Origin of the sequence: Gilvimarinus xylanilyticus, assembly GCF_024195295.1 — a bacterium.
Lineage (GTDB): Bacteria > Pseudomonadota > Gammaproteobacteria > Pseudomonadales > Cellvibrionaceae > Gilvimarinus > Gilvimarinus xylanilyticus.
Map to the genome: position 1 here is coordinate 1,110,529 of NZ_JAMFTH010000001.1, position 26,547 is coordinate 1,137,075.

The following is a 26,547-nucleotide window of genomic DNA, read 5'->3' on the forward strand; positions in this document are numbered from 1 at the left end:
CACGAGAAAACCCGAAAAGATTATGTACGCTGAACTTTACTGCCAAAGCAATTACTCCTTTTTGCAGGGGGCCTCCCACCCGGAAGAGTTAGTATACGAGGCCGCACGGCTCGGTTATCAAAGCATTGCGATTACCGATGAATGCTCAATGGCAGGTGTTGTTAAAGCTTACACCGCTATTAAAGAGCACCGGCTTCCCATCCAATTGATTGTGGGCAGCCTGCTTCACATCGACAACCAACTGAGCCTTATCGCTCTGTGCCCCAATCGTCGCGCCTACGCTGAACTATGCCGTGTGATTAGCAATGCGCGACGACGCGCTGCTAAAAATCACTATGCCATTTCTCAGTGGGATCTCGCCTCGCTAAAACAGTGTTTAATCATCTGGCTGCCCTCTCCGCAAAACGAAGACGATTCCTGGGGTATATGGCTTAAAAAACGTCACGGGAATCGACTTTGGATCGGCGCAACACGGCATTTACAAAACCGTGATCATCAATACATCAGTAGCGCTCAGCATCTTTCTAAAAAGTTAGACATTCCCCTCACCGCGTGTGGCGGCGTGTTAATGCACTGCGCCCAGAGACTGCCGTTGCAACATGTGCTAAGCGCAAGGCGACTGGGAACCACCATTGATAAAGCGGGCCGACAACTGTTAAGCAATGCCGAACGCTGCTTGCGTCCAGTGGCAAAACTAAAAAGACTATTTCCTTCCGAACTTCTGCAAGAGAGCCTGAACATTGCCAATCGCTGTCGGTTTGATTTATCCGAACTGCGCTACGAATACCCCACCGAAATCATTCCACCCCACCACACCGCCATAAGTTACCTGCGCGACCGCGTTGCCGAAGGCTGCAATAAACGTTTTGGTAAATGCCCACCGGAGGATATAAGCCGCACCATTGAAAAAGAACTGGCGCTTATTGAAGAGCTGGATTATGCCCACTTCTTTCTCACTATTGACGATATTGTGCAGTTCGCGCGTCGAAATAATATTCTCTACCAAGGGCGAGGTTCGGCGGCTAACTCGGTGGTGTGTTACTGCCTGGAAATTACCGCCGTTGACCCGCGCCATATCGAGGCCCTGTTCGAGCGTTTTATTTCCAAAGAACGCTGTGAACCACCGGATATTGATGTCGACTTTGAGCACCAACGACGCGAAGAGGTTATTCAGTATATTTACCAAAAATACGGTCGCGAACGCGCCGCCCTGGCCGCTACGGTAATCAGCTATCGCTTTAAGAGCGCGCTTAAGGATGTAGGCAAGACTCTGGGGTTTAGCGAGACCCAAGTCAACTTTTTTACGCAAAACATCGACACCCGGGACAAATACCACAGCTGGCAAGAGCAATTAATGACCTTGGGAGTCAATCGAGACGCCCAGGCAAGCCAACACCTTATTCGCCTGACTCAAGAGCTTATGGGCTTTCCCCGACACCTATCCCAACATGTGGGCGGCTTTGTCATTTCCCGCGGCCCCCTGTACGAACTGGTCCCCATCGAAAATGCTGCCATGGCCGAGCGCACCGTTATTCAATGGGATAAAGACGACTTAGAATCTTTGGGACTGCTTAAAGTGGATGTTCTTGCCCTGGGAATGCTGAGCGCCATTCGCAAAACCCTGGAGCTGATTAAAACCCACCACCACCAAAACCTGAGCCTGGCTCAGATTACCGCGCAGATGAATGATCAAAATGTTTACGCCGATATGCATAAAGCCGACACCGTGGGAGTCTTCCAGATAGAGTCACGTGCGCAAATGACCATGTTGCCGCGTTTAAAGCCGCGCACCTACTACGACTTGGTGATACAAATTGCCATTGTGCGTCCGGGCCCCATTAAGGGCGGCATGGTCACTCCCTATTTAAACCGCCGCCAGGGTTTGGAAACGCCCAGTTACCCCTCCGCCACCTTAAAAAAAGTGCTGCAAAGAACCTTGGGTGTGCCTATTTTTCAAGAACAGGTGATAAAGCTTGCCATGGTCGCGGCGGGTTTTACCGGCGGCGAGGCCGATCAGCTACGCCGTGCCATGGGCAGCTGGGGCAAGTCCGGAAAACTTCTCGCTTTTCGGGACAAGCTGGTGCGCGGCATGATTGCCAGAGGCTACCAAGAAGCCTTTGCAGAACAGCTATTCGAACAAATTCTGGGGTTTGGCGAATACGGCTTTCCCGAATCTCATTCGGCAAGCTTTGCCCTATTGGCCTATGCCTCGGCCTGGCTCAAACACTATTATCCAGCCGCCTTTTACTGCGCCCTGCTTAACAGTCAACCAATGGGGTTTTACTCGGCATCACAATTGTGCCAGGACGCTCAGCGTCACGACTGCCCCATTTTGCCTGTGTGTGTAAATCACTCACAATTCGATCACACCCTGGAAGCCACAGAGCGGGGGTTGGGTGTGCGCTTGGGATTTTGTCAGGTAAAAGGGTTTAGCCCCCAGGACGGCGATACATTAGTCACTCAGCGTAAAAGGCCCTTCACTCAGATACAACAAATAGCGGAATTGGGCCTGGATCATACGTCCCTCAATGCTCTGGCCAGCGCCAATGCGTTTGCCTGCTTTAAAGACAACCGCTATAAGGCGCGCTGGGCATTAATGGAGCAGCGCCGTTCTGGTCTGTTTTCCGAGCCGTCTCGCTCTACCCTTAATACCGAGCCCGGCATTAAAGACGAACTGCTGGAAGACTACCAAAGCCTTGGCCTGAGTCTTGAACTACACCCCATTGAGCTGCTGGAAAGTGAAGGCCTGCTGGATGCTTTTACCCATGCGGCCGATTTACGCCAGTGTCGCCACGGTGCGGTGGTGGCAGTTGCGGGCGTCGTTACCGGGCGCCAAAGACCCGGAACGGCCGGAGGCATTACCTTTATGACTCTGGAAGATCACACGGGCAATAGCAATGTGATTGTCTGGGCGGCTACTGCGAGTGCGCAAAAAAAAGCTTTTTACGCCTCGCGCTTACTTTTTATTAAAGGCACGGTAGAGCACGCCGAGGGAGTTACCCATGTGATTGCGGGCAAACTAACGGACATTAGCCACTGTCTGGAAAAACTTAACAGCCGCTCGCGGGACTTTCATTAACGGTATGTCAACATTAACGGTATGCCAAAAGTTATTAGCGATACTGTAACTTAACGCTGTCCATACCGTATTCATTGCGCAATCGCTGTAGCAGTTCATCTTCCGGACGCACACCCCAGTCGCTGCCCAGTACCAGCTCACATCGGGCATCCGAGCGCTGATAGTCAATAACCACCGGGCACACGCCGTCGCGATACGGTTCAAGGCAATTTTTTAGCTGAGCATTAAACCCGGCGCTTAAACCGCTACCCTGAAGGGTTAAGCGCAGCGCACGGGCTTTTTCTTGCCGTGCTTCGGCCAAGTTTTTAATACTGTCGGCACGCATCTTTAACGAATTGTTGTAGTCGTCATGGCTTACTTGCCCCTCGACCAACAACAGTGCGTCTTTGACTAAAAGCTCGCGAAACTCGGTAAAAGTGTCGGCGAACACCGCAATTTCAATTCGTCCCGTGCGATCATCCAGGGTAATAAACGCCATGGTATCGCCGCGTTTGGTTTTCATGGTGCGCGAGGCAACCACTAGTCCCCCGATACGCTGGGCTTTTTTGTCCGGCTGCAAATTGGAAATACGGCAGGAAACCAAATGCTGTATTTCGTGTTCGTATTCATCAATGGGGTGACCTGTCAGGTACAAACCCAAGGTGTCGTTTTCGGCCTGTAAGCGCTCTTTCATCGACCAGGCGTGAACCCGCGAGAACTCCCGGTAGGCGTCTTCGGTTTCCGTAGCGACGGGAACCACATCGCCAAACAAATCCACCATTCCGGCACTGGCGTTGGCAGCACTTTGCTCGGCGGCCTTTACCGCTTCGCCAATCGCCGAAAACATAACCGCGCGGTCTTTATCCAGCTCGATGCCGGGGCCTAAATTATCGGCCGCACCCGAGCGAATTAACGCCTCCAGTGCGCGCTTATTAACCTTTTTAGGGTCAATACGGGCACAAAAATCAAATAAGTTTTGGAAGGGGCCACCTTCATTGCGCGCACTGATAATACTTTCGACCGGCCCCTCGCCCAATCCCTTAATCGCACCCAAGCCATAAATGACATTATTGTCGTCATCCACCGTAAATTTCAGCTCGCCGCGGTTCACATCCGGCGGTAAAAGCGTGAGCCCCATGGTGCGACACTCTTCAATAAAGGTCACCACCTTGTCGGTTTTATCCATGTCCGAGCTCATGGTGGCGGCCATAAAGTGCGCCGGATAATGCGCTTTTAGCCAGGCGGTCTGATAGGACACCAATGCATAGGCCGCCGAGTGAGACTTGTTAAAACCATAGCCGGCAAACTTTTCCACCAGGTCGAAAATCTTCATCGCCAAGTCGGGGTCAATGCCCTTGCCTTTAGCGCCTTCTTTAAAGATTTCGCGCTGCTTGGCCATCTCTTCGAGTTTCTTTTTACCCATGGCGCGACGCAACAAATCGGCACCACCCAAGCTGTAGCCCGCCAACTCCTGGGCAATCTGCATCACCTGCTCCTGATACACGATAACCCCATAGGTGGGCTTCAGTATCGGCTCCAGGCACTTGTGCTGATATTTAGCATCCGGATAGGCAACTTCGGCCTGGCCGTGCTTGCGGTTCACAAAGTCGGTTACCATACCCGAATCCAGCGGACCGGGACGGAACAGCGCCACCAGGGCGATCATATCTTCCAGGTTGTCAGGCTTGAGACGCTTAATCAAATCCTTCATGCCGCGCGATTCGAGCTGGAAGACGGCCGTGGTTTCCGCGCGCTTTAGCAGGGCAAAGGTTTTGCCATCTTGCAGATCGATGGCGTTGATATCCAAAGGTTCTTGTGAAGCCTTTACCCGCTGGGCGTTAATCATCTCCATCGCCCAGTCGATAATGGTTAAGGTGCGCAACCCCAAAAAGTCGAATTTAACCAGACCGGCCTCTTCGACATCGTTCTTGTCATACTGGGTTACCAAGCCCTTACCAGATTCATCGCAATACAGCGGTGAAAAATCCGTTAATTTATTGGGCGCAATCACCACCCCACCGGCGTGTTTACCCACGTTACGGGTTAAGCCCTCAAGCTTAACCGCCATCTCCCAAATTTCCTGGGCGTCGCCATCGGTATCCAGCATTTCCCGCAACTGGTCCACTTCTTCCAGGGCCTGCTTCAAGGTCATACCCGGTGTCGGGGGAATCAGTTTTGAGAGCTTATCTGCCAAACCATAAGACTTACCCAGCACCCGGGCCACATCGCGCACCACCGCTTTAGCGGCCATAGTTCCGAAGGTAATAATCTGGCTGACCGCTTCGCGGCCGTAGGTATCGGCCACATAGCTAATCACCCTGTCGCGGTTTTCCATGCAGAAGTCCACATCGAAATCCGGCATAGAAACCCGCTCGGGGTTCAGGAAACGCTCGAACAGCAAATCGTACTGCAGCGGGTCCAGGTCGGTAATTTTGAGCGAGTAAGCCACCAGAGAGCCTGCACCCGAACCACGCCCGGGACCGACTGGAATACCGTTATCCTTGGCCCACTGAATAAAGTCCATTACAATCAGAAAGTAGCCGGGAAACCCCATCTGCAGAATGATATCCAGCTCAAAGCGCAGGCGCTTTTCGTAAAGCGCTTTTTGCTCCTGATAATCCGCTTGGTTTTTATCTAAAATCCACTCTAACCGGTCATAAAGGCCATCAAAACAGACTTTCTCGAAGAAGTCGTTCTCGGTCATTCCCTCGGGAATAGGGTATTGCGGCAGAAAATATTCACCCAGATGAATATTAACCGTGCAGCGTTTAGCGATTTCAACGGAGTTTTGCAGAGCTTCCGGGATATCGCTGAACAACTCCTGCATCTCTTCGCCCGAGCGCAAATACTGCTGTTCGCTGTAGCGCTTTTCGCGGCGGGGATCATCGAGCGTGCGGCCCTCGGAAATACAAACCCGCGCTTCATGCACTTCAAAGTCATCCGCCTTTAAAAAGCGAACGTCATTGGTTGCCACCACCGGGCATTGAAAACGCGCCGATAAATCAATGGCCGAGTGCAGGTAGCTTTCTTCGTATTCGCGGCCGGTGCGTTGCAGTTCGAGATAAAAACGCCCGGGAAATTGCGACATCCAATACTGCAAATCATCGGCGGCCTGCGCTTTACGGCCCGATAAAAGCGACATGCCCACTTCGCCCAACCGACCACCTGACAGAGCGATTACACCCTCAGTGTATTCCTCAATCCAGGAACGCTGCACATAGGCGATGCCCTGCTGCTGCCCCTGCTGGTAGGCGCGAGAAATCAGGGCAATAATATTTTTATAGCCTTCATCGTTCATTGCCAGCAATGTAATTAAAGTAGGCTTGCTCTCGCTGTCGGCACCGGCGATTAAAAAATCACTGCCCGCAATGGGTTTAATACCCTGCCCCTGCATGGCTTTGTAAAATTTTATCAGGCCGTAAAAGTTTGTTTGATCCGTAATCGCACAGGCAGGCATCCCCAACTCGGCTAAGCGAGCCGTCAGGGGTTTGATTCGAATAATACTGTCCGACAGAGAATACTCTGTGTGCAGGCGCAGATGAACAAATGATACCGACATAAACTCTAAAACATTTCCAGTTGTTCAAGTTGGCGTTTTACCGGCCCAAAGCTCACCCGGTGAGCTTTACACGGCCCCTGTTTTTCCAGTGCTTGCATATGCACTTTGGTGGGATAACCTTTGTGTCCGGCAAAGCCATAACCCGGATACACCTTGTCCAGCTCGACCATTTCCCGATCCCGAGTGACTTTTGCCAGAATCGATGCCGCGCTGATTGCGGCTACCCGGCTATCTCCCTTAACCACCGATTCGGCCGGATACGACCAAGTGGGAATTTTATTACCATCCACCAGCACATGCTCGGGCGCAACCGACAGACCTTCTACCGCGCGCTTCATGGCAAGCAAACTGGCCTGCAGAATATTAAGCTGGTCGATTTCAGCTACTGAGGCACGGGCAATGCAAAACGACAAGGCGTTTTTCTGAATCTCAATAAACAATGCTTCACGGCGCTTTTCGGTTAATTTTTTTGAATCCGCCAACCCCTCGATCGGTTTTTGTGGGTCGAGAATAACCGCCGCGGCAACGACATCGCCCGCCAGGGGTCCGCGCCCAACTTCATCGACACCGGCGAATAGCTCACCTTTATAGCAACTTACAAAGGGCTCTAACATGTTTTAACCATCGATAAGCTCAGCAACCGCACGGGCCGCTTCGCGGTTAGCATCGCAGCGCAGCTGTTGATGCAAAGACAAAAACTGATCTTGCAGTGATGCGACTTTCTCCGGGCTCTCCAAATAATTGACGACTTCTCGATAAATATTCTCTGCAGAGGCGTCGCCTTGCAGGAGCTCGGGCACTAAGGCTTTATCGGCCAGCAAGTTCGGTAAGGAAACATAAGAAACCGTAGCCATGGCTTTCATAATTCGAAACGAAAGCGAAGCCATTCGATAAGTCACTATCATGGGCTTTTTCAGCAGCATAGCCTCAAGCGCCGTTGTGCCTGAGGCTAGGACCACCAGATCAGAGGCGGCCATAACCTCATGCGAGAGCCCGTTAATCAGTTTAATCGGTAAATCGGTAAACTCGCTTAACTGCTGATGTAACTGCCGATACCGGTGCCCATTGGCCGCGGGAACCAAAAATTTTGTGCCGGGCTTGTGCTCGTGAATCTGCCGTGCGGCGCGCCAAAAAACAGGCCCCAGTCGCTCTACTTCTGACTGACGACTACCGGGTAACAGCGCAATGACCGGGCCGCCGGCATCTATATTGAGCGCGGCTCGGGCTGCATTTACATCGGTTTCCAGGGGAATTTTATCGGCCAGCGGGTGGCCGACAAAGCGCGCGGGCACTTGATGCTGGGCGTAGATATCCGTTTCAAAGGGCAGCAGAGTCAACATTAAATCTACCGCACGGCGAATGGTTTTAATCCGTCCGCTGCGCCAGGCCCACACCGAGGGGCTGACATAGTGGACGGTCTTAACCCCGTTGGCTCGCAAATGGGCCTCTAAAGCCAAATTAAAATCCGGCGCGTCAATACCAATAAAAGCATCGGGCGGCTGTTCGCTAAAATGCTGCTTAAGAAATTTGCGAATTCGCAAAAGCTCAGGCAAACGCTTTAAAGGCTCGATTAACCCCATCACCGCCAAACGCTCTTGAGGAAAAAAAGAGTGGAAGCCCTGCTCTAGCATAAGCGGCCCACCAATTCCCGAGAACTCGACGTGGGGGTAGAGAGATTTAAGCGCGTGAATCAAACCCGCACCGAGAATATCACCGGAAGCTTCACCGACGACAATGCCAATCCGTACAGGTCTGTGCATAGAGTTACAAAAGCCTAGCGAACAATGCCGCGTTTGGAACTTTTTAACGAATCAATAAGAAGCTCGACGACCGGCTCGTCCGCCTGCATTTGCTGCAACTGCTGCAGAGCCTCGTCAACGGTATGACCGCGACGATAAATAATTTTAAAAGCGCGATTGATCGCTGCGATCTGAGTTTTGGTGTAGCCGCGCCGCCGCAATCCTTCCGAATTAATACTTTTAGCCGCTGCGGGGGCTCCCGTTACCATGACAAAAGCTGGGACATCTTTACCAATCGCACTGCCCATACCGGTGAAACTGTGGGCGCCTATATTGCAAAATTGATGCACTAGGGTAAAACCGCTGAGTATTGCCCAATCGCCAATATGCACATGCCCCGCCAGTGCAGTGTTGTTCACCAAAATGCAATGGTTGCCCACCACACTGTCGTGACCTATGTGCACATAAGCCATGATCAGGTTGTCATTGCCAATAGTGGTTTCCGAGCGATCCTGCACCGTGCCCCGGTGTATCGTCACGCCTTCGCGAATAACATTGTTGTCCCCAATAACCAGGCGCGTGGGTTCACCGTTGTATTTTAGGTCCGGGGTATCCTCTCCCACCGAGGAAAACTGGTAGATATGGTTATTGCGCCCGATTTTTGTGGGGCCCTTTAAAACCACATGGGACTCAATAACACTACCGGCCCCGATTTCGACGTCGGGACCAATCGTTGTCCAGGGCCCAACACGCACATCACTTGCGATTTTGGCGTCGGGATGAATAATGGCCTGGGGGTCAATCAAAACCTATGCCTCGCCCAAATACCTAGATTTTACGATCAGCACACAAAATGGTCGCCGACGCCACTAGTTCGCCTTCTACACTCGCTTTACAGGCAAACTTCCAAATGCCACGTTTAGAGGAAATAATACTGGATTCGAGCTGCAGACGATCGCCCGGCACAACCTGACGTTTAAATCGAACATCATCGATGCCCGCAAAAAGATAAATTGAGCCGTCGGTGGGCTTTTTATCCATGGTTTTAAAACCCAAGATACCCGAGGCCTGAGCCAAGGCTTCCAGAATTAGCACGCCCGGAAACACCGGAAACTCAGGGAAGTGGCCATTAAAAATATCTTCATTAATGGAAATATTTTTATACGCTACGATTGACTCACCTTCTACCAACTCGGTCACTCTATCTACCAGCAACATGGGATAGCGGTGCGGCAAAAGCTGCCGAATTTCGTTTACATCCATCATGGAATTGAGGCCTTATACAATACTAAAGAATACGTCCAAGCCAGTTTAAGCGTCGGACGGTTTGCTGTCTGTTTCCAGCTTGCGTACACGCTGCGCAAGCTCGTTTAGCTGGTTAAAACGCACCGCATTTTTACGCCACAAGCGAGTCGTTACTGCACTGGTGCCCGAAGAATAACTGCCGGGTTCGGGAATGGATTTTGACACCATTGTCATGCCTGTAACGTGCACATTATCGGCTATATCGATATGTCCAACCACACCGACAGCACCAGCAAACGTACAATTACGTCCAACCTTCGTGCTACCGGCGAAACCGCAATTAGCGGCGATAGCCGTATTCGCCCCTATTACACAGTTGTGGGCAATATGCACTTGGTCATCGATAATCACGCCATCCTCAATGACAGTGTCATCTAGAGCGCCGCGATCGACAGTCGTCGAGGCACCGATTTCAACACCATTGCCAATCACTACCCCACCTAACTGGTGAATTTTGCACCAGCCTCCGGCATTTTGATCGGGCGCAAAACCAAAACCATCGGCACCGATCACACAACTACTGTGAAATCGGCAACCCTTTCCAACTATTACACTGTGGTAAAGGGTTACATTGGCAGCGAAACGAGTATTTTCACCCACCGTGCATCCATCGCCTATTACGGTGCCCGCGCCGACCACCACGTCGTCACCAATAAAGACCCCTTTGCCAATGACAGCGTGCGGGCCAATAGAGACACCCTCACCTATACGAGCGTTAGGATCAATAACCGCAGTGGGGTGAATACCTGGCGCCACCTCAAGGGCTTTATCGAACCATCGGGATAGGCGCGCGTAGCTTAGATAGGGATCGGCTACAACCAGCTTACTTCCCGAAAAAAGCGTCGCTTCAGACTCGCGTAAAATAACCGCACCGGCGGCGGTATCATCCAGTTGGTGTTGGTAGGCTTTGTTGGCCAGAAAACTGATATCGTCGGATTGCGCAGCCACCAAACCAGCAATGCCGGTTATAATTAAACCGGCATCACCTATCAGTTCAGCATTGAGATAATCCGCGATTTCGCGGAGGGTATAACTAGACACAAACAGTTTCGTCCGACAATGAATTACTTGGCTTTATTTAAGCGCTCGATAAGCTGGGCCGTAATATCGTGATCGGCGTCGGCGTGAAAGACAGATTGTGCATTAATAATCATGCCGATTTTTTCGTCTTCAATCAGCTTCTCCAGCACGGGACGAACCTTGGGTGTCAGTTGTTGCTGAACACGCTGCATTACCTGCTGTTGCTCCGCCTGAAGCTTTTTGGTGGCCAGCTCGTAATCGGCGCGCAAGTACTCGACCTTTTTGCGGTGATCGGCTTGCTGATCTTCCGACCAGGTCATACCGTCTTTTTCAGCGGTTTCTTGCAGCGCCTGAATGTCGGCGACCAAGCTCTCAACCTTGGCGCGCAGAGCCGTAAACTCAGTATTTTTCTGCAGATCTTCAACGCTTTTCTGCGCTAATTCGGTGCCCAAAATAGCTGCCTGCATATCCAGGGTAACCACCTTGCCTTCGGCTATAGCAAAAGTACTTACCAGCGTCATCGCTGCCACTGCCAACATTTGTTTAAAAGTTTTCACAATCTATCCCCTTTTATAATCGCTTGTGATTTATGCATTTACGCGCCGGACGCGCTCAGACGTTAAAATGTTTGCCCCATGGAAAAGTTAAAGCCTTTTTCGTCGTCCAATTCATTCTTCTGAATAGCCTCAGACACAGAAAAGGTCATGGGACCGAAAGCCGAGATCCAGGTTAGCCCCAGCCCCGCCGCAATACTCATGCGGTCTAACGCAAAGTCGAAACAGTTTACCTGTGTTGCCCCACAGTTGGTATCGAAAACGTTACCCGCGTCGATAAAAAACGCTGTCTGGAAAGAGCGCTGATCTTCGATAAACGGCAGAGGGAAAATAATCTCTGCACTGGTCTCCACCAGCAAGTTGCCCCCAAATGAGCGACTTTGATCTGTCACCTGGCCGCCCGAATTGGTCATCAATTCGCCGGGACGGCAGGTTTGGCGCGCCGGGTTATAGCCGCCCATATCCGGGTCTTCACACAGCACATAGTACGCGCTGGCTAACTCGCTATTATCGATTACGCCATCGCCATTAACATCATCCCAGGCGGTATAAGGTGCGAACGAAGATTCGGCATAGGTGCCGCGCGGCCCCAGGCTGTTGCGCTCAAACCCGCGAACCGAACCAAAGCCGCCAGCGTAGTAGTGCTCAAAGAAGGGTAACTCTTCAGTTTTACCATACGAATCCGCCCAACCAAGACTGGTACGCAACCGCAGGGTGAGGTGACGGGTTAGCGGCTGGAACATCTGCGCGTCATAGGTAACCTTGTAATATTCTAGGTCGCCGCCCGGCAAGGCGGTTTCTATACCCAAACGCTGCGAGGCCCCCCGGGTTGCCAGCACCCCGCGGTTAAGGGTCGATTTAGCCCAGCCGGCATTGGCGACGAAGTCGTGAAACTCACGGCCATGTACATCGAGAAAGCCCGGCTGACCGCGCACGCCATCAACGTCGTCCTGCAAGCTTGGGACGGGCGTGGGATCATAGGGAACAAAGGGGCTATCTTCACCACTGCTGATTTTTTCCTGAATTTCCAGCAGTTCACTTTGAGTAATGTAACTGGCCGAAGAAGAATAAAGCGGCGTATTGATAATTTCCCGTACCGAGTAACTGGTCGGCTTAACCTCTAGGTTGCGAAAGCCAATGTCAAAGCTCAGTCGTTCGACATCCGAAATCGGGTAACCAAAGCTGACATTACCGCCAAATACATCGGTGCTGTAACCCGATACGTTCGCCCGCGCATAATCACTGCTTTGGTAGAAAATGTTAAACCCGCGGCTTACCCCATCAACGGTAAAATAGGGATCGTTGTAGCGGAAGTTATACGCCGTTTGATAATTAGAGTGACTGGCAGAAATGCCCACCTGCTTACCGGTACCGAACCAGTTGTTTTGCTGAATATTTCCCGAGATAATCAGGCCCGAATATTCCGCATAACCCAGCTGCAAGCCCATACTACCCGAAGGCTGCTCCTCCACGGTAAAGTCCACGTCTACCTGATCGGCAACACCCGGCACCTCGACCGTATCGACGGTCACCTCTTTAAAGAACCCCAAGCGCTCCAGACGCACTTTGGAGTGTTCGATTTGTGCGGTTGAGGCAGCGCCCCCTTCCATTTGTCGCATTTCGCGGCGCAGGACTTCATCTTGCGTAGTGGTGTTGCCGCGGAAATTAATCCGACGCACATAGGCGCGCTTTTTGGGATCGATAAAGAAGGTGACTTTTACGGTTTTGTCTTCATCGTTACGTTCGGGAATACCCTCTACCTCGGCAAAGGTATAACCCTCGTTCCCCAGACGGTTGGTAATATACTCTGATGAAGTCGTCATCAGCGCCTGTGAAAAGGTCTGCCCTTCGCGCATCAGAATCATGCGGCGGATAAAGCGCTCGTCAATGGCCGGATCGCCCGCCAAGTCAACGTCACTGACCGTGTAAACATCACCTTCGGTTACATTGAGGGTAATAAACACCTTGGATTTATCGGGGCTTAGAGAAACCTGAGTGGAGTCCAGGTTAAAGGCAAGATAACCGCGATCCAGGTAATAAGATTCTACTCGCTCAATATCGCCGGTTAGCTTTTCGCGGTTGTATTTATCGTCGCCGGTAATCCAGGAGAACAAACCGGTTGTCTGCAATTCAAACAAATCCAGCAGTTCGTCGTTAGCAAAGGCCTCGTTACCGACGATATTAATTTTGCGAATTCGGGCGGTTTCGCCCTCGTCGATTTCTACCAGAACTTTAACCTGGTTGCGGGGTAAGTCTTCGACCTCAAGGTCCACCGATGCGCCGTAACGGCCCTGACCAATGTATTCGCGCTCCAGTGCCTGGCTGATCATGTTAAGAGTGGCACTTTGGTAGATTTGCCCTTCCGAAAGGCCATTCTCGGTAAGACTTTCCATCAACTGTTCGGTCTTAATGACCTTATTGCCCTCAATAGCAATTTCGTTAATGGCGGGACGCTCTTCGACCATAATCACCAACACATCGCCGTCGCGGCCGATGGAAACGTCGGTAAACAAGCCTACTTTAAACAGCTCGCGAGTGGCGCGCTGTACATCTAAATTACTCAGGGTGTCACCCACCCGGATAGGGATGGCACTGAACACAGTACCGGCCGAGACCCGCTGCAATCCCTCTACCCGAATATCATTCACGCGGAAAGTCTGTGCATGCACGGCCAGCGAAAAACAAACTGCCAACAACAGGCCGAACACTCGAGAGAAAACTTGCATCATATAATACGTTCTATTTTAGATTTGTCAGTTTGCACAAACACAACACCGCTTCCCGCCAAGGCTATGGCGGCCTCTGCATTCTACAGGGTTAAAGCCTCATGATGTCGTTGTACAGTGCCAGAATCGTTAGGCCAACAACCATGACCAGACCAACCTGGTAACCCACCATTTGCGCTTTTTCAGAGACTGGTGTTCCTTTTACCAGCTCAACTAAGTAGTACACTAAATGACCACCATCGAGCACGGGTATGGGGAGCAGGTTAAAAACCCCCAGCATGACGCTTAGAGCCGCCAGAAAGCGCAAAAAACTGCGCCAACCATTCTCGGCCTCAGAACCCGCAACCTTAGCAATGGTGATTGCTCCGCTCAAGTTTTTTGTGGAAATTTCCCCAAAAATCAGCTTCTTAACTGACAACAGAACAAAGGCAGAAGTTTCCCAAGTGCGGTCAACAGCCGCTACAAAACCACTGACCGGAGAGTATTCCCACTGCCGGATCAGATGCTCGGGCCATTCATACGCGGCAAAGCCCATCCCCACTCGCCCATAACTGCTATCGCCCTCACTGACTCGCGCGGGAGTGACAGAAAGATTAAGCGATTGGCCCTCGCGCACCACCTCCAGGTTAATTAACGCCTCGGGCCTCGCCTTGACGTAATCGATCCACGCCTGAGCGCTGGAGATTTCGGTATCGTTGGCTGCGACAATATGGTCACCGGACTGCAAGCCCGCCTGTTCGGCCGGACTGCCCGCTTCCACCGGCCCCACAATGGCGGGCACTTCGGGAATAAAAGGTGCCACACCCAGGCCCGCCAAGGGCTCGGGCTCATCGGCACCGCGCAGCCAGTTATCCAGCTCCACTTCCGATTCATAGCGCAGAGTCGATTCCGGGTACTGAACCGTAAAGGACAATGGCCCACTTTCACCCAGACGTCGCAGCAGCTGTTTCTGCACCATCTGCCAGGAATGGGTGGCGACACCATCCACTTTTAAAATCTCTTGCCCCGCCTCCAGGTTTGCGGCCTCGGCCACGGAGCCTGGCTCTACCTTGCCGATGACCGGGGCAATCCCACGCTCACCGCTGACCGCCAGCACCAGCCAGAAAATCAACACCGCCAGAATCAAATTTGCCAGCGGTCCCGCCAGCACAACGGCAATGCGCTTACCCACGCTCTGACGATTAAAAGCCCGGTCCAGCTCGTGCTCGGCGACCTCGCCTTCGCGCTCATCCAGCATTTTCACGTAGCCGCCCAGGGGGACAGCCGATAGCGCGAACTCGGTTCCGTGCTTATCTCGCCACGAGGTTAATACCTTGCCAAAACCGATCGAGAAGCGCAGCACCTTGACGCCGCAGCGCCGCGCCACGTAAAAGTGGCCGAACTCGTGTACAGTCACCAGCACTAAAATCGCGACAAAAAACCAAAATATATATTGGAATATTTCCACGTTACCCTCTAACTAAAGGCGTGTCGGGCGATAAGCTCGCGCGCGATCACTCTGGCCTCGAAATCGGCCTGTTGGACAACCTCAAGGCTGTCCGGTTCAGTCAAGTTAACCCGCCCCAAGGTCGCCTCGATCACTCGTGCAATATCGGTAAATGCGAGGCCCTGCTGCAAAAAGGCTGCGACCGCCTCTTCATTGGCCGCGTTTAACACGGCCGGCGCAGTTCTTCCCTCCCCGGCGGCCTGCTGCGCCAGGTGCAAGCAGGGAAACCGCTGGTCATCTGGAGTCTGAAAATCCAGGCGCGCGATATTAACCAAATCCAGCCGCTCGACTCCCGAGGCCAAACGCAAAGGCAACCCCAACGCATGGGCAATAGGGGTACGCATATCGGGGTTACCCAACTGGGCAAGCACCGAGCCGTCGATATATTCTACCAGCGAATGAATGACGCTCTGAGGATGAATAACCACCTCAATATCGCGCGGGGCGGCATTAAACAACCAGCAGGCCTCGATAAACTCGAGACCTTTGTTCATCATGGTGGCGGAATCCACGGAAATCTTGGGCCCCATATCCCAATTGGGGTGGGCGCAGGCTTGCTGCGGCGTAACCGCAGCCAAGTCGCTCACATCGCTTTCGCGAAAAGGGCCGCCCGAGGCCGTTAACAGAATCTTGCGAACTCCTAGCTGCGTCAAATCCAGGCCCGCTGCCAATCCGCCCGCGAGAGGCAAGCACTGAAAGATCGCGTTGTGCTCGCTGTCGATGGGCAAAACTTCGGCACCTGCCCGGCGAGCGGCGGTCATAAACAGCCCCCCCGCCATTACCAGCACCTCTTTATTGGCCAGCAGTACACGCTTGCCTGCCTTTACCGCAGCGAAGCTGGGTAAAAGCCCGGCAGCGCCTACAATAGCCGCCATAACGGTATCCACTTCGGACGCTTCGGCGACTTCCGCCAGGGCAGCCGCACCACTCAACACCTGGGTTGGCACCTTGCATTCTGCCAGCCGAGCGCGCAACAAGGCGGCGTGCTCATCACTCGCCACGACCGCAAAGCGGGGCTTAACAGCCTCGCACTGCGAGGCCAATGCCTCCCAGCGGGTTTGAGCGGTAAGCGCAAACACCGAGAATCGATCCGGGTGACGGGCAAGCACATCCAGAGTGCTGACACCAATAGAGCCGGTTGAGCCAAGCACCGTGACCCACTGCGGACGGCTACCCAAAGCGAAGCTCCAGCGCAATTAAAATAAGCGCAAACACCGGCGCAGCCGCGGTGAGGCTGTCGACTCGGTCGAGCACCCCCCCGTGACCGGGCAAGAGAGAGCTGCTGTCTTTAATGCCGCGCTCGCGCTTGACCATACTCTCCAGTAAATCGCCCAAGACAGAGGCCAGCGACGTGGTAATTACCAGGGCGATCACCGCCCACAAGGCATTGCCCGTCAGCAACCACAATACAGCTCCCACTATCGCGTTGGCCGCAACCCCACCCAGAAAACCTTCCCAGGTTTTACCTGGGCTGACATTGGGGGCCAACTTGTGACGTCCAAACTTGCGCCCCACAAAATAGCCGCCAATATCGGCAGCGGCGACTACGGCTACAATCAATAGCACCAACCAAGCGCCCGAGTCGTGAGAGCGTACATAACTAAACGCCGCCCAGGTGGGGATCAAGACGAAAAACCCCATCAGCGCACGCATCACCCGCCGCCCCCACAAGAGCGCGCTAGAGGGATAACCCTGGACCCACAAAAGCGCCAGCGCCCACCAGCTGCACCCGACTAGCAAAACAGCTTGATAGCGCTCGGTGGCCCCGACCGCCAGAGTGGCATCGGGCTGAATAATGCCAATAAAATAAGCGACCCCTAAAATGCACACGGCCTGCAGGGCGACATAGATAACTCTCTGCCAAGGCTTGGAAAATCCGCTTAAATTAGCCCACTCCCAAGCGCTGATTAACACAATCGTGGCGACAAACGCGGAAAATAACGGTACCGGCAAATAAAACAACGCCAATACAAACACAGCGGCCAACACCAAAGCCGTCATAACCCTCTGTTTAAGCATAGGAATCTCCGTCCGCGTAGGCGCGTTCACACTGTTCACTGGTGCGCCCAAAGCGCCTTTGACGCTTAGAAAAGTCATTGGCAGCAGCTTTTAATGCCTCGGCATTAAAATCGGGCCAGAGGGTATCCACAAAGTAGAGTTCGGCGTAAGCCGCCTGCCAGAGTAAAAAGTTGCTGATGCGCTGCTCACCGCCGGTGCGGATTAATAAGTCCAGCGCGGGCAACTCGGCCAGCGAGGTATGGGCATTAAAGCTGTGCTCGTCAATTTCATCGACTTTCAATTGCCCGCTGGACACCTGAGCCGCAAGGCGTTTGGCGGTATCGGCAATATCCCAGCGGCCACCGTAATCGGCCGCAATCACTAGAGTGGTTTTCGCCTCAGCGACGTCCGTCAAAGCTTCGGCCTTGGCAATGGATTTGTTGAGGCTGTCGCTAAAGCGGTCGCGGCTCCCCACCACTTTTAAGCGCACCCCACGCTGCTTGAGGTCTTTTGCCTCGCGCTTTAAGTACACCTGGAACAGTGACATAAGCGCATCCACCTCTTTGCGCGGCCGACGCCAGTTCTCGCTGCTAAAGGCAAACAACGTCAAAGCCTCCACGCCCAGCTCCTGGCAGGCTGACATAACATCGCGAATGCGCTCGACACCCTCGCGATGCCCCGCTACCCCGGCCAGATTATGCTGCCTGGCCCAGCGGTTATTGCCATCCATAATAATGGCGATATGACGTAACGAACTAGCTGTCACACACGACTCCGGTGCCTGGATCTGCCCTTTTCGGGCTTATTTGCGAAAACGCCTGGCGAACACCAGGCGTTTTATTGCCTTATTGTTGATAACGCTTAAGCAAGAGCTGCCTTAAACCGTCATCAGCTCTTCTTCTTTTTGCGCCAAGGCCTTATCGACCTCGGCTACATATTTATCGGTGATTTTTTGTACATCGTCCTGCATACGGCGATCTTCGTCTTCGGTAATCTCCTTATCCTTAAGCAGAGACTTCACATCAGACAACACATCGCGACGAACGTTGCGAATAGCCACACGGCCGTTTTCCGCCTCGGCGCGGGCCTGCTTAATGTAGCCCTTGCGGGTTTCCTCCGTCAGCATGGGCAGCGGAATACGGATATTCTCACCCGCTGTAGATGGGTTTAGGCCCAAATCAGACTTCATGATCGCCTTTTCGATTTCGGGGACCATTTGCTTTTCCCAGGGCTTAACCGACAAGGTGCGCGCATCTTCCACCGAGATATTAGCCACCTGAGACAGAGGGGTTTCCGAACCATAGTAAGAAACCGTCAATCCCTCCAAAAGGCTTGGGTGGGCGCGACCAGTGCGGATTTTGTTCAAATTGTTGCCCATCGCCTGCAGGGCTTTTTTCATTCGGTCATCGGCGTCTTTTTTTAAATCATTCAGCATGGGTGTTCCCCTCTTCTATTAATGTGCCCTCGTTGCTGCCCACGACGATATTGAGCAGGGCACCACTCTTGTTCATACGAAACACCCGCACCGGCATATCATGCTCACGGCACAGGCATATCGCGGTTAAATCCATTACCCCCAACTTATCTTCCAGCACCTTATCGTAGGTCAGGCGGTCATATTTGGTAGCATCACTCACTTTCATGGGGTCGGCAGTGTATACGCCGTCAACTTTGGTTGCCTTCAGGACAATATCGGCCTCAACCTCAATGCCGCGCAAACAGGCCGCCGAATCGGTGGTAAAGAATGGGTTGCCGGTGCCGGCTGAGAAAATTACCACTTCGCCCGCATTCAAGCAGCGAATGGCGTGGCGGCGATCATAGTGCTCGACGATACCGCTCATTGGGATGGCCGACATCACCCGCGATGAAATATTGGAGCGCTCCAAAGCGTCGCGCATGGCCAAAGCGTTCATTACCGTGGCCAGCATCCCCATATGGTCGCCCGTTACCCGGTCCAGCCCGGCGGCATTGAGCGCGGCGCCGCGAAACAAATTACCGCCGCCGATCACAAGGCCCACCTGAACCCCGATACCCACCAGCTGGCCAATCTCCAGCGCCATTTTGTCCAGCACCTTGGGGTCTATCCCAAAGCCCTCGGCCCCCATCAATTCTTCACCGCTCAGCTTGAGCAATATACGCTTGTATTTCTTATCGCGAGAATGGGCCATGGCGGATCTCCTGCAGGCTGGGATAAAAACGGAGGGCAGTTTACAACAAAAGGAGGCCGGATGGGTATCCGACCTCCTTTTGATTAGCCTTGACGCGCGCGCCAAGGGCACTTTTGCACCGAACTATAGAGTGAGTCGGCGCAAAAGCAGGTGAAACAAACTTAGCCTTTAGAAGCGGCCACTTGAGCGGCCACTTCGGCGGCAAAGTCGGTTTCGTCCTTCTCGATACCTTCGCCCACTTCAAAGCGAACAAAGCTATCAATGCTGGCACCAGCTTCTTTCGCCAGTTTACCCACAGTGAGCTCGGGGTTCTTAACAAAAGGCTGCTCGTTCAAGCTACCTTCTTTAAGGAACTTATTAATACGGCCCATCATCATTTTCTCGACGATTTCCGCAGGCTTGCCTTCCATATCGGGCTGCGCCTTAATGATATCTTTCTCTTTTTCAACGATATCAGAGGGCATATCTTCGGGCTTAACCACTTGCGGGTTAACGGCCGCTACGTGCATGGCGATGTCGCGCGCCAACTCGGCGTTGCCACCTTCCAGCTTAACCGCTGAGGCGATACGGTTGTTGGAGTGCACATACACATCAACCAAACCGCCTTCAACCAGAGAAATACGACGTACGCCGATGTTTTCCCCGATTTTCTGCACCAGAGCTTCACGGGCAGACTCCAGCTCACCGTCCATCAGAGCCGCCACGTCGGTCTGCTTGTCGGCAAACGCCTTGTCGGTAACGCTGGCTACAAACGCCAAAAAGCCTTCATCGCGAGCCACAAAGTCAGTTTCACTGTTCACTTCAACCACAACGGCGTAGCTGTTGTCGTCGGCAACTTTTGCCGACACAACACCGTCAGCGGCGGTGCGGCCCGCTTTTTTAGAGGCCTTCAGACCACTTGCCTTACGCAGGTTTTCAATTGCCAGCTCAACATCGCCGTCCACTTCCGCCAGGGCTTTTTTACATTCCATCATGCCCAGGCCAGTGCGTTCGCGCAGTTCTTTTACCAGAGAAGCAGAGATAGCTGCCATGTATCTATCCTCTTAATTTGCAAATGTCTATTGAAAAAAGGGGCAAACCACCTGGCTCGCCCCCTTTTGTGTCGCACTTTACGCGCTAAAGGTTACAAGCTTGCGGCTTACTCAGCGGCAGCTTCACCGTCGGCGGCGACATACTCGTCTTTATTGGGTACTGACTGAGCCTGAGCGGCGCCTTCGGCGCAGGCATCCGCAACCGCAGTCACGTACAGGCGAATCGCGCGGATGGCGTCGTCGTTACCCGGAATAACGTGATCAATGCCGTCGGGATCAGAGTTGGTATCAACCACGCCGATAACGGGGATACCCAGCTTGTTGGCTTCCTGCACAGCGATACGCTCGTGATCAACGTCTACCACAAACAGCGCATCGGGCAGACCGCCCATATCTTTAATACCACCGATGGAGCGATCCAGCTTCTCCATGTCGCGGGTACGCATCAAAGCTTCTTTCTTGGTCAGCTTCTCAAAGGTACCGTCGTTGGCCTGGGCTTCCAGATCGCGGTAGCGACGGATAGAGGCGCGGATGGTTTTGTAGTTAGTCAGCATACCGCCCAACCAGCGGTGACTAACAAAAGGCTGGCCTACGCGCTCGGCCTGCTCTTTGATGATCTTTTGTGCGGCGCGCTTGGTGCCCACAAACAGGATTTTTTTCTTTTGCGAGCCCATTTGCTTAACCAGCTCAAGGGTCTCGTTGAACGCCGGAACAGTGTGCTCCAGGTTGATGATATGAATCTTGTTACGAGCGCCGAAGATAAAACGGTCCATCTTCGGGTTCCAGTAACGGGTTTGGTGACCAAAGTGGACACCGGCTTGCAGCATATCGCGCATGCTTACTGTAGGCATAATTCTTTCCTGTATATCGGGTTAGGCCTCCATATACCCGCCAGCCAACCCTTGCGGGCACCCAGACTGAACGTGTCGGTATATGTGTGACATTTAAAAGTGATAATCTCTGGCAACCGCAAACGGGCCTGTTACAGCCGTCGCTTTTACAAGAGGCGCGCTTTATACCACAACCCCGCCCCAACTGAAAGCTTTTTCAGTCGCGTGGAGCACAAACGAGCAAGATCGGTTATAGTCGCAAAAACTATCTGAAACACACGCAGGAGTACCCCATGAAAGAGACTTGGCGCTGGTTTGGCCCTCAAGACACTGTCACCCTGGCCAATATTCGTCAGGCCGGAGCCACAGGTATTGTCACCTCCCTCCACCACATTCCCACCGGCGAGACTTGGCCACTGGACGAAATCCTGGCGCGCAAACAGGAGATCGAAGCCGCCGGACTCGAATGGAGCGTGATTGAGAGCATCCCGCTGCACAATGACATCAAAACCCGCACCGGCGACTACCAAACCTATATTGCCAACTATCAGCAGTCCATTCGCAATGTCGCAAAGGCGGGCATTTTCGACGTCTGCTACAACTTTATGCCGGTGGTGGACTGGACCCGCACCAACCTGTCCTACAGCCTACCCAACCAATCTCAGGCCCTGCGCTTTGAAATGAGCGACTTCGCCGCCTACGACGTCTACCTGCTTAAACGCGATAATGCCGCCGCAGACTACCAACCGGAGGTTCTAGAGCGAGCCAAGGCACGCTTTGACGCCATGAGTGACGAAGAAAAGGCGCTACTGGAAAAGAATATTATCGCTGGCCTGCCGGGCGGTGAAGGCAGTTATTCCCGCGACGGCATCCGCGAGGCCATTGCCCAGTTTATCGAGCTGGGCGACGAGGGCATGCGCGCCAATCTGTTTACCTTTTTGCGCGAAATCATCCCGGTGGCCGAAGAAGTGGGCGTGCGCCTGGCGATTCACCCTGACGATCCGCCCTTTTCTCTGTTCGGCCTGCCCCGCGTGGTTTCCACCCAAGATGATGCCCGCGCTCTGTTGGCGGCCGCACCCAGCCCCGCCAACGGCCTGACCCTGTGTGCGGGCTCTTATGGCGCGCGCGGCGACAACGACCTGGTGGATATGGTGCGCGAATTCGGCGACAACATCTATTTTGTCCACCTGCGCAATATCAAGCGCGAGGCCGATGGCTCGTTTTACGAGTCCGACCACCTGGACGGCGACAATGACATGGTGGGCCTGATTGATGCCCTACTAAAAGAAGAGCATCGTCGGCGCGAGACAGCAAGCCCGCTGCCCCCGATTGCCATGCGCCCGGATCACGGTCACCTAATGGGCGACGAGATCGGCCGCGACGGCATTAACCCCGGCTATTCTTACGGCGGACGCATGCGCGGCCTGGCGGAGCTTCGCGGGGTTATCCACACCCTGGAAACTTTGGCCGCGCGCTAGCGCACACCCCAAACCTGACTACAGCCCGCAGCGGCTGCGGGCTGTAGTCGGAGCGGGCAATCGGTTAAACTAGACGTTTTGCAATCGGGCCCAAACCCCAACAAGCGAGACATCATGACCGTATCCATCAAAACCCCCGAAGATATCGCCAAAATGCGCGTCGCGGGCCGCATGGCCGCCGAAGTGCTGGAAATGATCGAGCCCCACGTTCAACCGGGCGTTACCACCGCCGAGCTGGATAAAATTTGCCACGACTATATTGTCGAAGAGCAAAACGCCATTCCCGCCTGCCTGGGCTACCGGGGCTTTCCCAAATCCATCTGTACCTCGGTCAATCAAGTGATTTGCCACGGCATTCCCTCGGAAAAGAAAGTGCTTAAAAGCGGCGACATCATCAATATTGATGTCACCGTGATTGTGGATGGCTACCACGGCGACACCAGCAAAATGTACTTTGTGGGTAAGCCCGCCCCCCACGCTAAGCGTCTGGTGGAAGTGACCCAAGAGTGTATGTACAAGGGTATCGAGCTGGTTAAGCCCGGCTGCCGCTTAGGGGATATTGGCGCGGTGATTCAAAAACATGCCGAATCCAACTATTACTCGGTGGTGCGCGAATACTGTGGCCACGGCATTGGCAAGGTATTTCACGAAGAGCCGCAAATTCTTCACTACGGCCGCGCGGGAACCGGGTTGGAATTAAAAGAAGGCATGACTTTTACCATCGAGCCCATGATCAACGCCGGCAAAGCCACCACCAAACTAAAACGCGACGGCTGGACCGTGGAAACCAAAGACGGCCGCCTTTCCGCCCAGTGGGAGCACACCATGGCGGTCACCGCCGATGGCGTTGAAGTACTCACCGCCCGCAAAGAAGAGTCTTTTTGATGGCAAGCGACTCCAGCACCCCCTACTTCACCCGGCCGCTGTTCTTTTTTGACCAGAGCCGCTTTCGCAACGCGCTGACCGAAAAGCCGGTTATTACCGTCTTCAAGGACGCCATTACCGCCGCCAATGCCCAGTTCGACGTGCGCTTTCGCGAGGGTGAAGACATTCGCGCGTTGATTCACGAACGCGCCCTGTTTGTCGACTGCCTATTGCACTACGCCTGGTACGAATTTGATTGGCCCCAAGGCATCAGCCTTGAGGCCGTAGGCGGTTACGGGCGCTGCGAGCTGCACCCGCACTCGGATATCGACCTGTTGATTCTGCTTAACGAAGGCTTAGAAGAACAGTGCCGAGACAACCTGGAGCGCTTTTTAACCCTGCTGTGGGATATTGGTCTGGAAATTGGCCACAGTGTACGCAGCGTTGACCAATGTCTGGAGATTGCGCGCACCGACATTACCGTGGCCACCAACTTAATGGAGTCGCGCACCCTGGTAGGCGATGCCAGCATGCGCGAACGTCTGGGCCAATTAGCCGAGGCGGAAAAATTGTGGCCCGCCGATGAGTTCTTTAAAGCCAAATTCGAAGAACAACACCAGCGCCACGAAAAATACAAAAACAGCGAGTACAACCTCGAACCCAATATTAAAAACGCCCCCGGCGGCTTGCGTGACATTCAAATGATCGCCTGGGTCGCCAAACGCTTCTTTCAGGTCCGCACCTTAAAACAACTTGATGGTAAAGGCTTTTTTACCGAAGAAGAGTTCACTCTGCTGCAAAACGGTGAAGAGTTTTTATGGCGAGTGCGCTACGGCCTGCACATGATCGCCGGACGCCCCGAAGATCGTCTGCTGTTCGACCACCAGCGCGAACTGGCCAAACTGTTTGGCTATCAGGACAACGACGAAAACCTGGCCGTCGAACAGTTTATGCACAAGTACTACCGCCTGGTGATGTCGCTGCGCGAATTAAACGACGTACTGCTGCAGTTTTTGTACGAAGCCATCTTACAGCGCGGCGTTAAAAGAACCGTAACCCCGATTAACGAGCGCTTCCAGCGTCGCGACGACTATATTGAAGTCGCGCACATTTACGTGTTTGAAGAATCACCTTCGGCAATGCTGGAAATCTTTTTGTTGATGGCGCAAAACCCCGACATCAGAGGGGTACGCGCTTCCACCATTCGCCTGATGCGCGAAAACCGCCATTTGATCGACGAAAGCTTTCGCAGTGACGAGCGCAACACGCAGCTATTTTTGCAGTTATTCAGCTACCCAGACCAGCTGGTAGAAAACCTAAAGCGGATGAATCGCTACGGCGTATTAGGTTTGTATTTGCCCGAGTTCGGTCGCGTAACCGGGCAAATGCAGCACGACCTATTCCATATTTACACGGTGGATGCTCACACCTTACTGCTGGTGCAAAATTTATGTAATTTCTTACTGCCCCAAGCGCGGGAGGACTACCCCGTTGCCTGGCATGTAATGCGTCGGCTGCCCAAAGTAGAAACCGTTTTACTGGCGGGTTTATATCACGACATCGCCAAAGGCCGCGGCGGCGACCACTCCGTACTGGGCGCAGTAGACGCCGAAGAGTTTGGCATTCGCCACAATTTATCTCCCCGCGAAACCCGGCTGATCAGCTGGTTGGTAGAAAAACATTTGTTAATGTCGGCGGTCTCGCAAAAACAGGATATTTCCGACCCGGATGTGATTCACAGCTTTGCCCTGACCGTGGGCGACCAGATGCATCTGGATTATTTATACGCGCTCACCGTCGCCGACATTAACGCCACCAACCCCGATTTATGGAACACCTGGCGCGCCAGCTTAATGCGCACCTTGTATTTAGAGACGAAACGCGCTTTGCGCCGGGGCCTGGAAAACCCCATCGACAAACAGGACTGGATTGAAGAAACCCAGCAGGCGGCACTGGCCAGACTTAACCGCCACAATGTCACCACCGACCAAGCTCTGGAGGTGTGGGAAGATGTAGATGATGAATACTTCCTGCGCGAGTCATTTCTGGATATTGCCTGGCACACCGAGGCGATTTTGCTGCACCAGCAATCCGATCAGCCACTGATTCTGATTCAAGAGACTTCCAGTCGCGAACTGGAAGGCGCAACGCAAATATTTGTGCGCAGCAAAGGCCGCGACAATGTGTTTACCGCCATTGCCACGGCACTAGACCAGATGAATTTAAGCATTCAGGATGCGCGCATCTACAATTCCAAATCCGGTTTTACCCTGGATACTTTTTTTGTCCTCAATCAAAACGGCGAACCCCTGGGCACCGACCCGGCGGTACTCACCCGTATTCACGACGCGCTCGTCCAAGAGCTGCGTTTGCTGGACGAAGATCAAGACGTTGCAATCCGTCGCACACCGCGCCGCCTTAAGCACTTTACCCGGCCCACGCGCACAATTATTCGCAACGATATTTTAAGTGGCTGTACCTTGCTTGAGGTCATCAGCCCGGATCGCCCGGGGCTGCTGGCGTGCATTGGCCATATCTTTATCGACTTTGGTCTGCATCTGCAAAACGCCAAAATCGCCACACTGGGCGAGCGCGTTGAAGATATCTTTTTTATCACTGACAGCGAGGGCAACCCGCTCTCGGACCCACAACTGTGCCAGCGACTGCAGGCGGAAATTTGCCGCCAGCTGGACGACCGCGTCGACCAGGCGGCGGGCTACTGAACCTGACA

20 protein-coding genes are annotated in these 26,547 nt (G+C 53.4%); 4 read left to right on the forward strand and 16 right to left on the reverse strand.

The genetic code is table 11. The annotated features are described in order from the left end of the window. Positions 1-19: 19 nt before the first annotated feature. Positions 20-3,079 carry an error-prone DNA polymerase gene (locus M6D89_RS04715; protein WP_336297543.1) on the forward strand — a complete coding sequence of 1,020 codons (3,060 nt, stop codon included), beginning with the start codon at positions 20-22 and terminating at the stop codon, positions 3,077-3,079. Between the two features lie 34 nt (positions 3,080-3,113). Here the strand turns inward: M6D89_RS04715 and dnaE are convergent, their stop codons facing one another. The 16 genes from dnaE to rpsB form a co-directional block, all read right to left on the reverse strand. Then, positions 3,114-6,617 (reverse strand): DNA polymerase III subunit alpha, encoded by a 3,504-nt coding sequence (gene dnaE, locus M6D89_RS04720; RefSeq protein WP_253966871.1) that lies wholly within the window; start codon positions 6,615-6,617, stop codon positions 3,114-3,116. A gap of 5 nt (positions 6,618-6,622) precedes the next feature. Next, a complete protein-coding gene (gene rnhB / locus M6D89_RS04725; RefSeq protein WP_253966872.1) occupies positions 6,623-7,231 on the reverse strand; it encodes a ribonuclease HII in 609 nt (202 codons plus the stop codon). A 3-nt stretch (positions 7,232-7,234) separates the two neighbouring features. Further along, positions 7,235-8,377 carry a lipid-A-disaccharide synthase gene (gene lpxB / locus M6D89_RS04730; RefSeq protein WP_253966873.1) on the reverse strand — a complete coding sequence of 381 codons (1,143 nt, stop codon included), beginning with the start codon at positions 8,375-8,377 and terminating at the stop codon, positions 7,235-7,237. Between the two features lie 14 nt (positions 8,378-8,391). Next, positions 8,392-9,162, reverse strand: a complete 771-nt coding sequence (gene lpxA / locus M6D89_RS04735) for an acyl-ACP--UDP-N-acetylglucosamine O-acyltransferase (protein WP_253966874.1) — start codon at positions 9,160-9,162, stop codon at positions 8,392-8,394. Between the two features lie 22 nt (positions 9,163-9,184). Beyond that, positions 9,185-9,622 (reverse strand): 3-hydroxyacyl-ACP dehydratase FabZ, encoded by a 438-nt coding sequence (fabZ, locus tag M6D89_RS04740; protein ID WP_253966875.1) that lies wholly within the window; start codon positions 9,620-9,622, stop codon positions 9,185-9,187. Positions 9,623-9,667: 45 nt separating this feature from the next. Further along, entirely contained in the window at positions 9,668-10,708 is a 1,041-nt protein-coding gene (gene lpxD, locus M6D89_RS04745) for a UDP-3-O-(3-hydroxymyristoyl)glucosamine N-acyltransferase (protein WP_253967700.1), read from the reverse strand. A gap of 17 nt (positions 10,709-10,725) precedes the next feature. Further along, complete coding sequence (locus tag M6D89_RS04750; RefSeq protein ID WP_253966876.1) at positions 10,726-11,238, reverse strand: OmpH/Skp family outer membrane protein; 513 nt, start codon at positions 11,236-11,238, stop codon at positions 10,726-10,728. Between the two features lie 62 nt (positions 11,239-11,300). Then, on the reverse strand, positions 11,301-13,964 hold the full coding sequence (gene bamA / locus M6D89_RS04755; RefSeq protein WP_253966877.1) for an outer membrane protein assembly factor BamA: 2,664 nt from the start codon (positions 13,962-13,964) through the stop codon (positions 11,301-11,303). Positions 13,965-14,052: 88 nt separating this feature from the next. Then, entirely contained in the window at positions 14,053-15,408 is a 1,356-nt protein-coding gene (gene rseP, locus M6D89_RS04760; protein WP_253966878.1) for an RIP metalloprotease RseP, read from the reverse strand. Positions 15,409-15,416: 8 nt separating this feature from the next. Then, positions 15,417-16,625 (reverse strand): 1-deoxy-D-xylulose-5-phosphate reductoisomerase, encoded by a 1,209-nt coding sequence (ispC, locus tag M6D89_RS04765; protein WP_253966879.1) that lies wholly within the window; start codon positions 16,623-16,625, stop codon positions 15,417-15,419. Then, the gene (locus M6D89_RS04770; protein ID WP_253966880.1) at positions 16,618-17,466 is read right to left on the reverse strand and encodes a phosphatidate cytidylyltransferase; all 849 of its coding nucleotides are present in this window, start codon (positions 17,464-17,466) and stop codon (positions 16,618-16,620) included. Before M6D89_RS04770 ends, ispC begins: the two co-directional genes overlap by 8 nt. Continuing rightward, entirely contained in the window at positions 17,459-18,211 is a 753-nt protein-coding gene (gene uppS / locus M6D89_RS04775) for a polyprenyl diphosphate synthase (RefSeq protein ID WP_253966881.1), read from the reverse strand. The genes M6D89_RS04770 and uppS overlap by 8 nt, the downstream gene beginning before the upstream one ends. Positions 18,212-18,322: 111 nt before the next feature. Further along, positions 18,323-18,880 carry a ribosome recycling factor gene (gene frr, locus M6D89_RS04780; protein ID WP_253966882.1) on the reverse strand — a complete coding sequence of 186 codons (558 nt, stop codon included), beginning with the start codon at positions 18,878-18,880 and terminating at the stop codon, positions 18,323-18,325. Beyond that, on the reverse strand, positions 18,870-19,613 hold the full coding sequence (pyrH, locus tag M6D89_RS04785; RefSeq protein WP_253966883.1) for a UMP kinase: 744 nt from the start codon (positions 19,611-19,613) through the stop codon (positions 18,870-18,872). Before pyrH ends, frr begins: the two co-directional genes overlap by 11 nt. A gap of 161 nt (positions 19,614-19,774) precedes the next feature. Further along, positions 19,775-20,644: a translation elongation factor Ts gene (gene tsf, locus M6D89_RS04790; protein ID WP_253966884.1), complete on the reverse strand. Its 870-nt coding sequence runs from the start codon at positions 20,642-20,644 to the stop codon at positions 19,775-19,777. Between the two features lie 107 nt (positions 20,645-20,751). Beyond that, positions 20,752-21,495: a 30S ribosomal protein S2 gene (rpsB, locus tag M6D89_RS04795; RefSeq protein ID WP_253966885.1), complete on the reverse strand. Its 744-nt coding sequence runs from the start codon at positions 21,493-21,495 to the stop codon at positions 20,752-20,754. 272 nt (positions 21,496-21,767) lie between these two features. Between rpsB and uxuA the strand changes: the two genes are divergently transcribed. The 3 genes from uxuA (at position 21,768) to M6D89_RS04810 (ending at position 26,539) form a co-directional block, all read left to right on the forward strand. Beyond that, the gene (uxuA, locus tag M6D89_RS04800; protein ID WP_253966886.1) at positions 21,768-22,952 is read left to right on the forward strand and encodes a mannonate dehydratase; all 1,185 of its coding nucleotides are present in this window, start codon (positions 21,768-21,770) and stop codon (positions 22,950-22,952) included. A 114-nt stretch (positions 22,953-23,066) separates the two neighbouring features. Further along, positions 23,067-23,837: a type I methionyl aminopeptidase gene (gene map / locus M6D89_RS04805; protein ID WP_253966887.1), complete on the forward strand. Its 771-nt coding sequence runs from the start codon at positions 23,067-23,069 to the stop codon at positions 23,835-23,837. Beyond that, entirely contained in the window at positions 23,837-26,539 is a 2,703-nt protein-coding gene (locus M6D89_RS04810; protein WP_253966888.1) for a [protein-PII] uridylyltransferase, read from the forward strand. Before map ends, M6D89_RS04810 begins: the two co-directional genes overlap by 1 nt. Positions 26,540-26,547 lie beyond the last annotated feature (8 nt).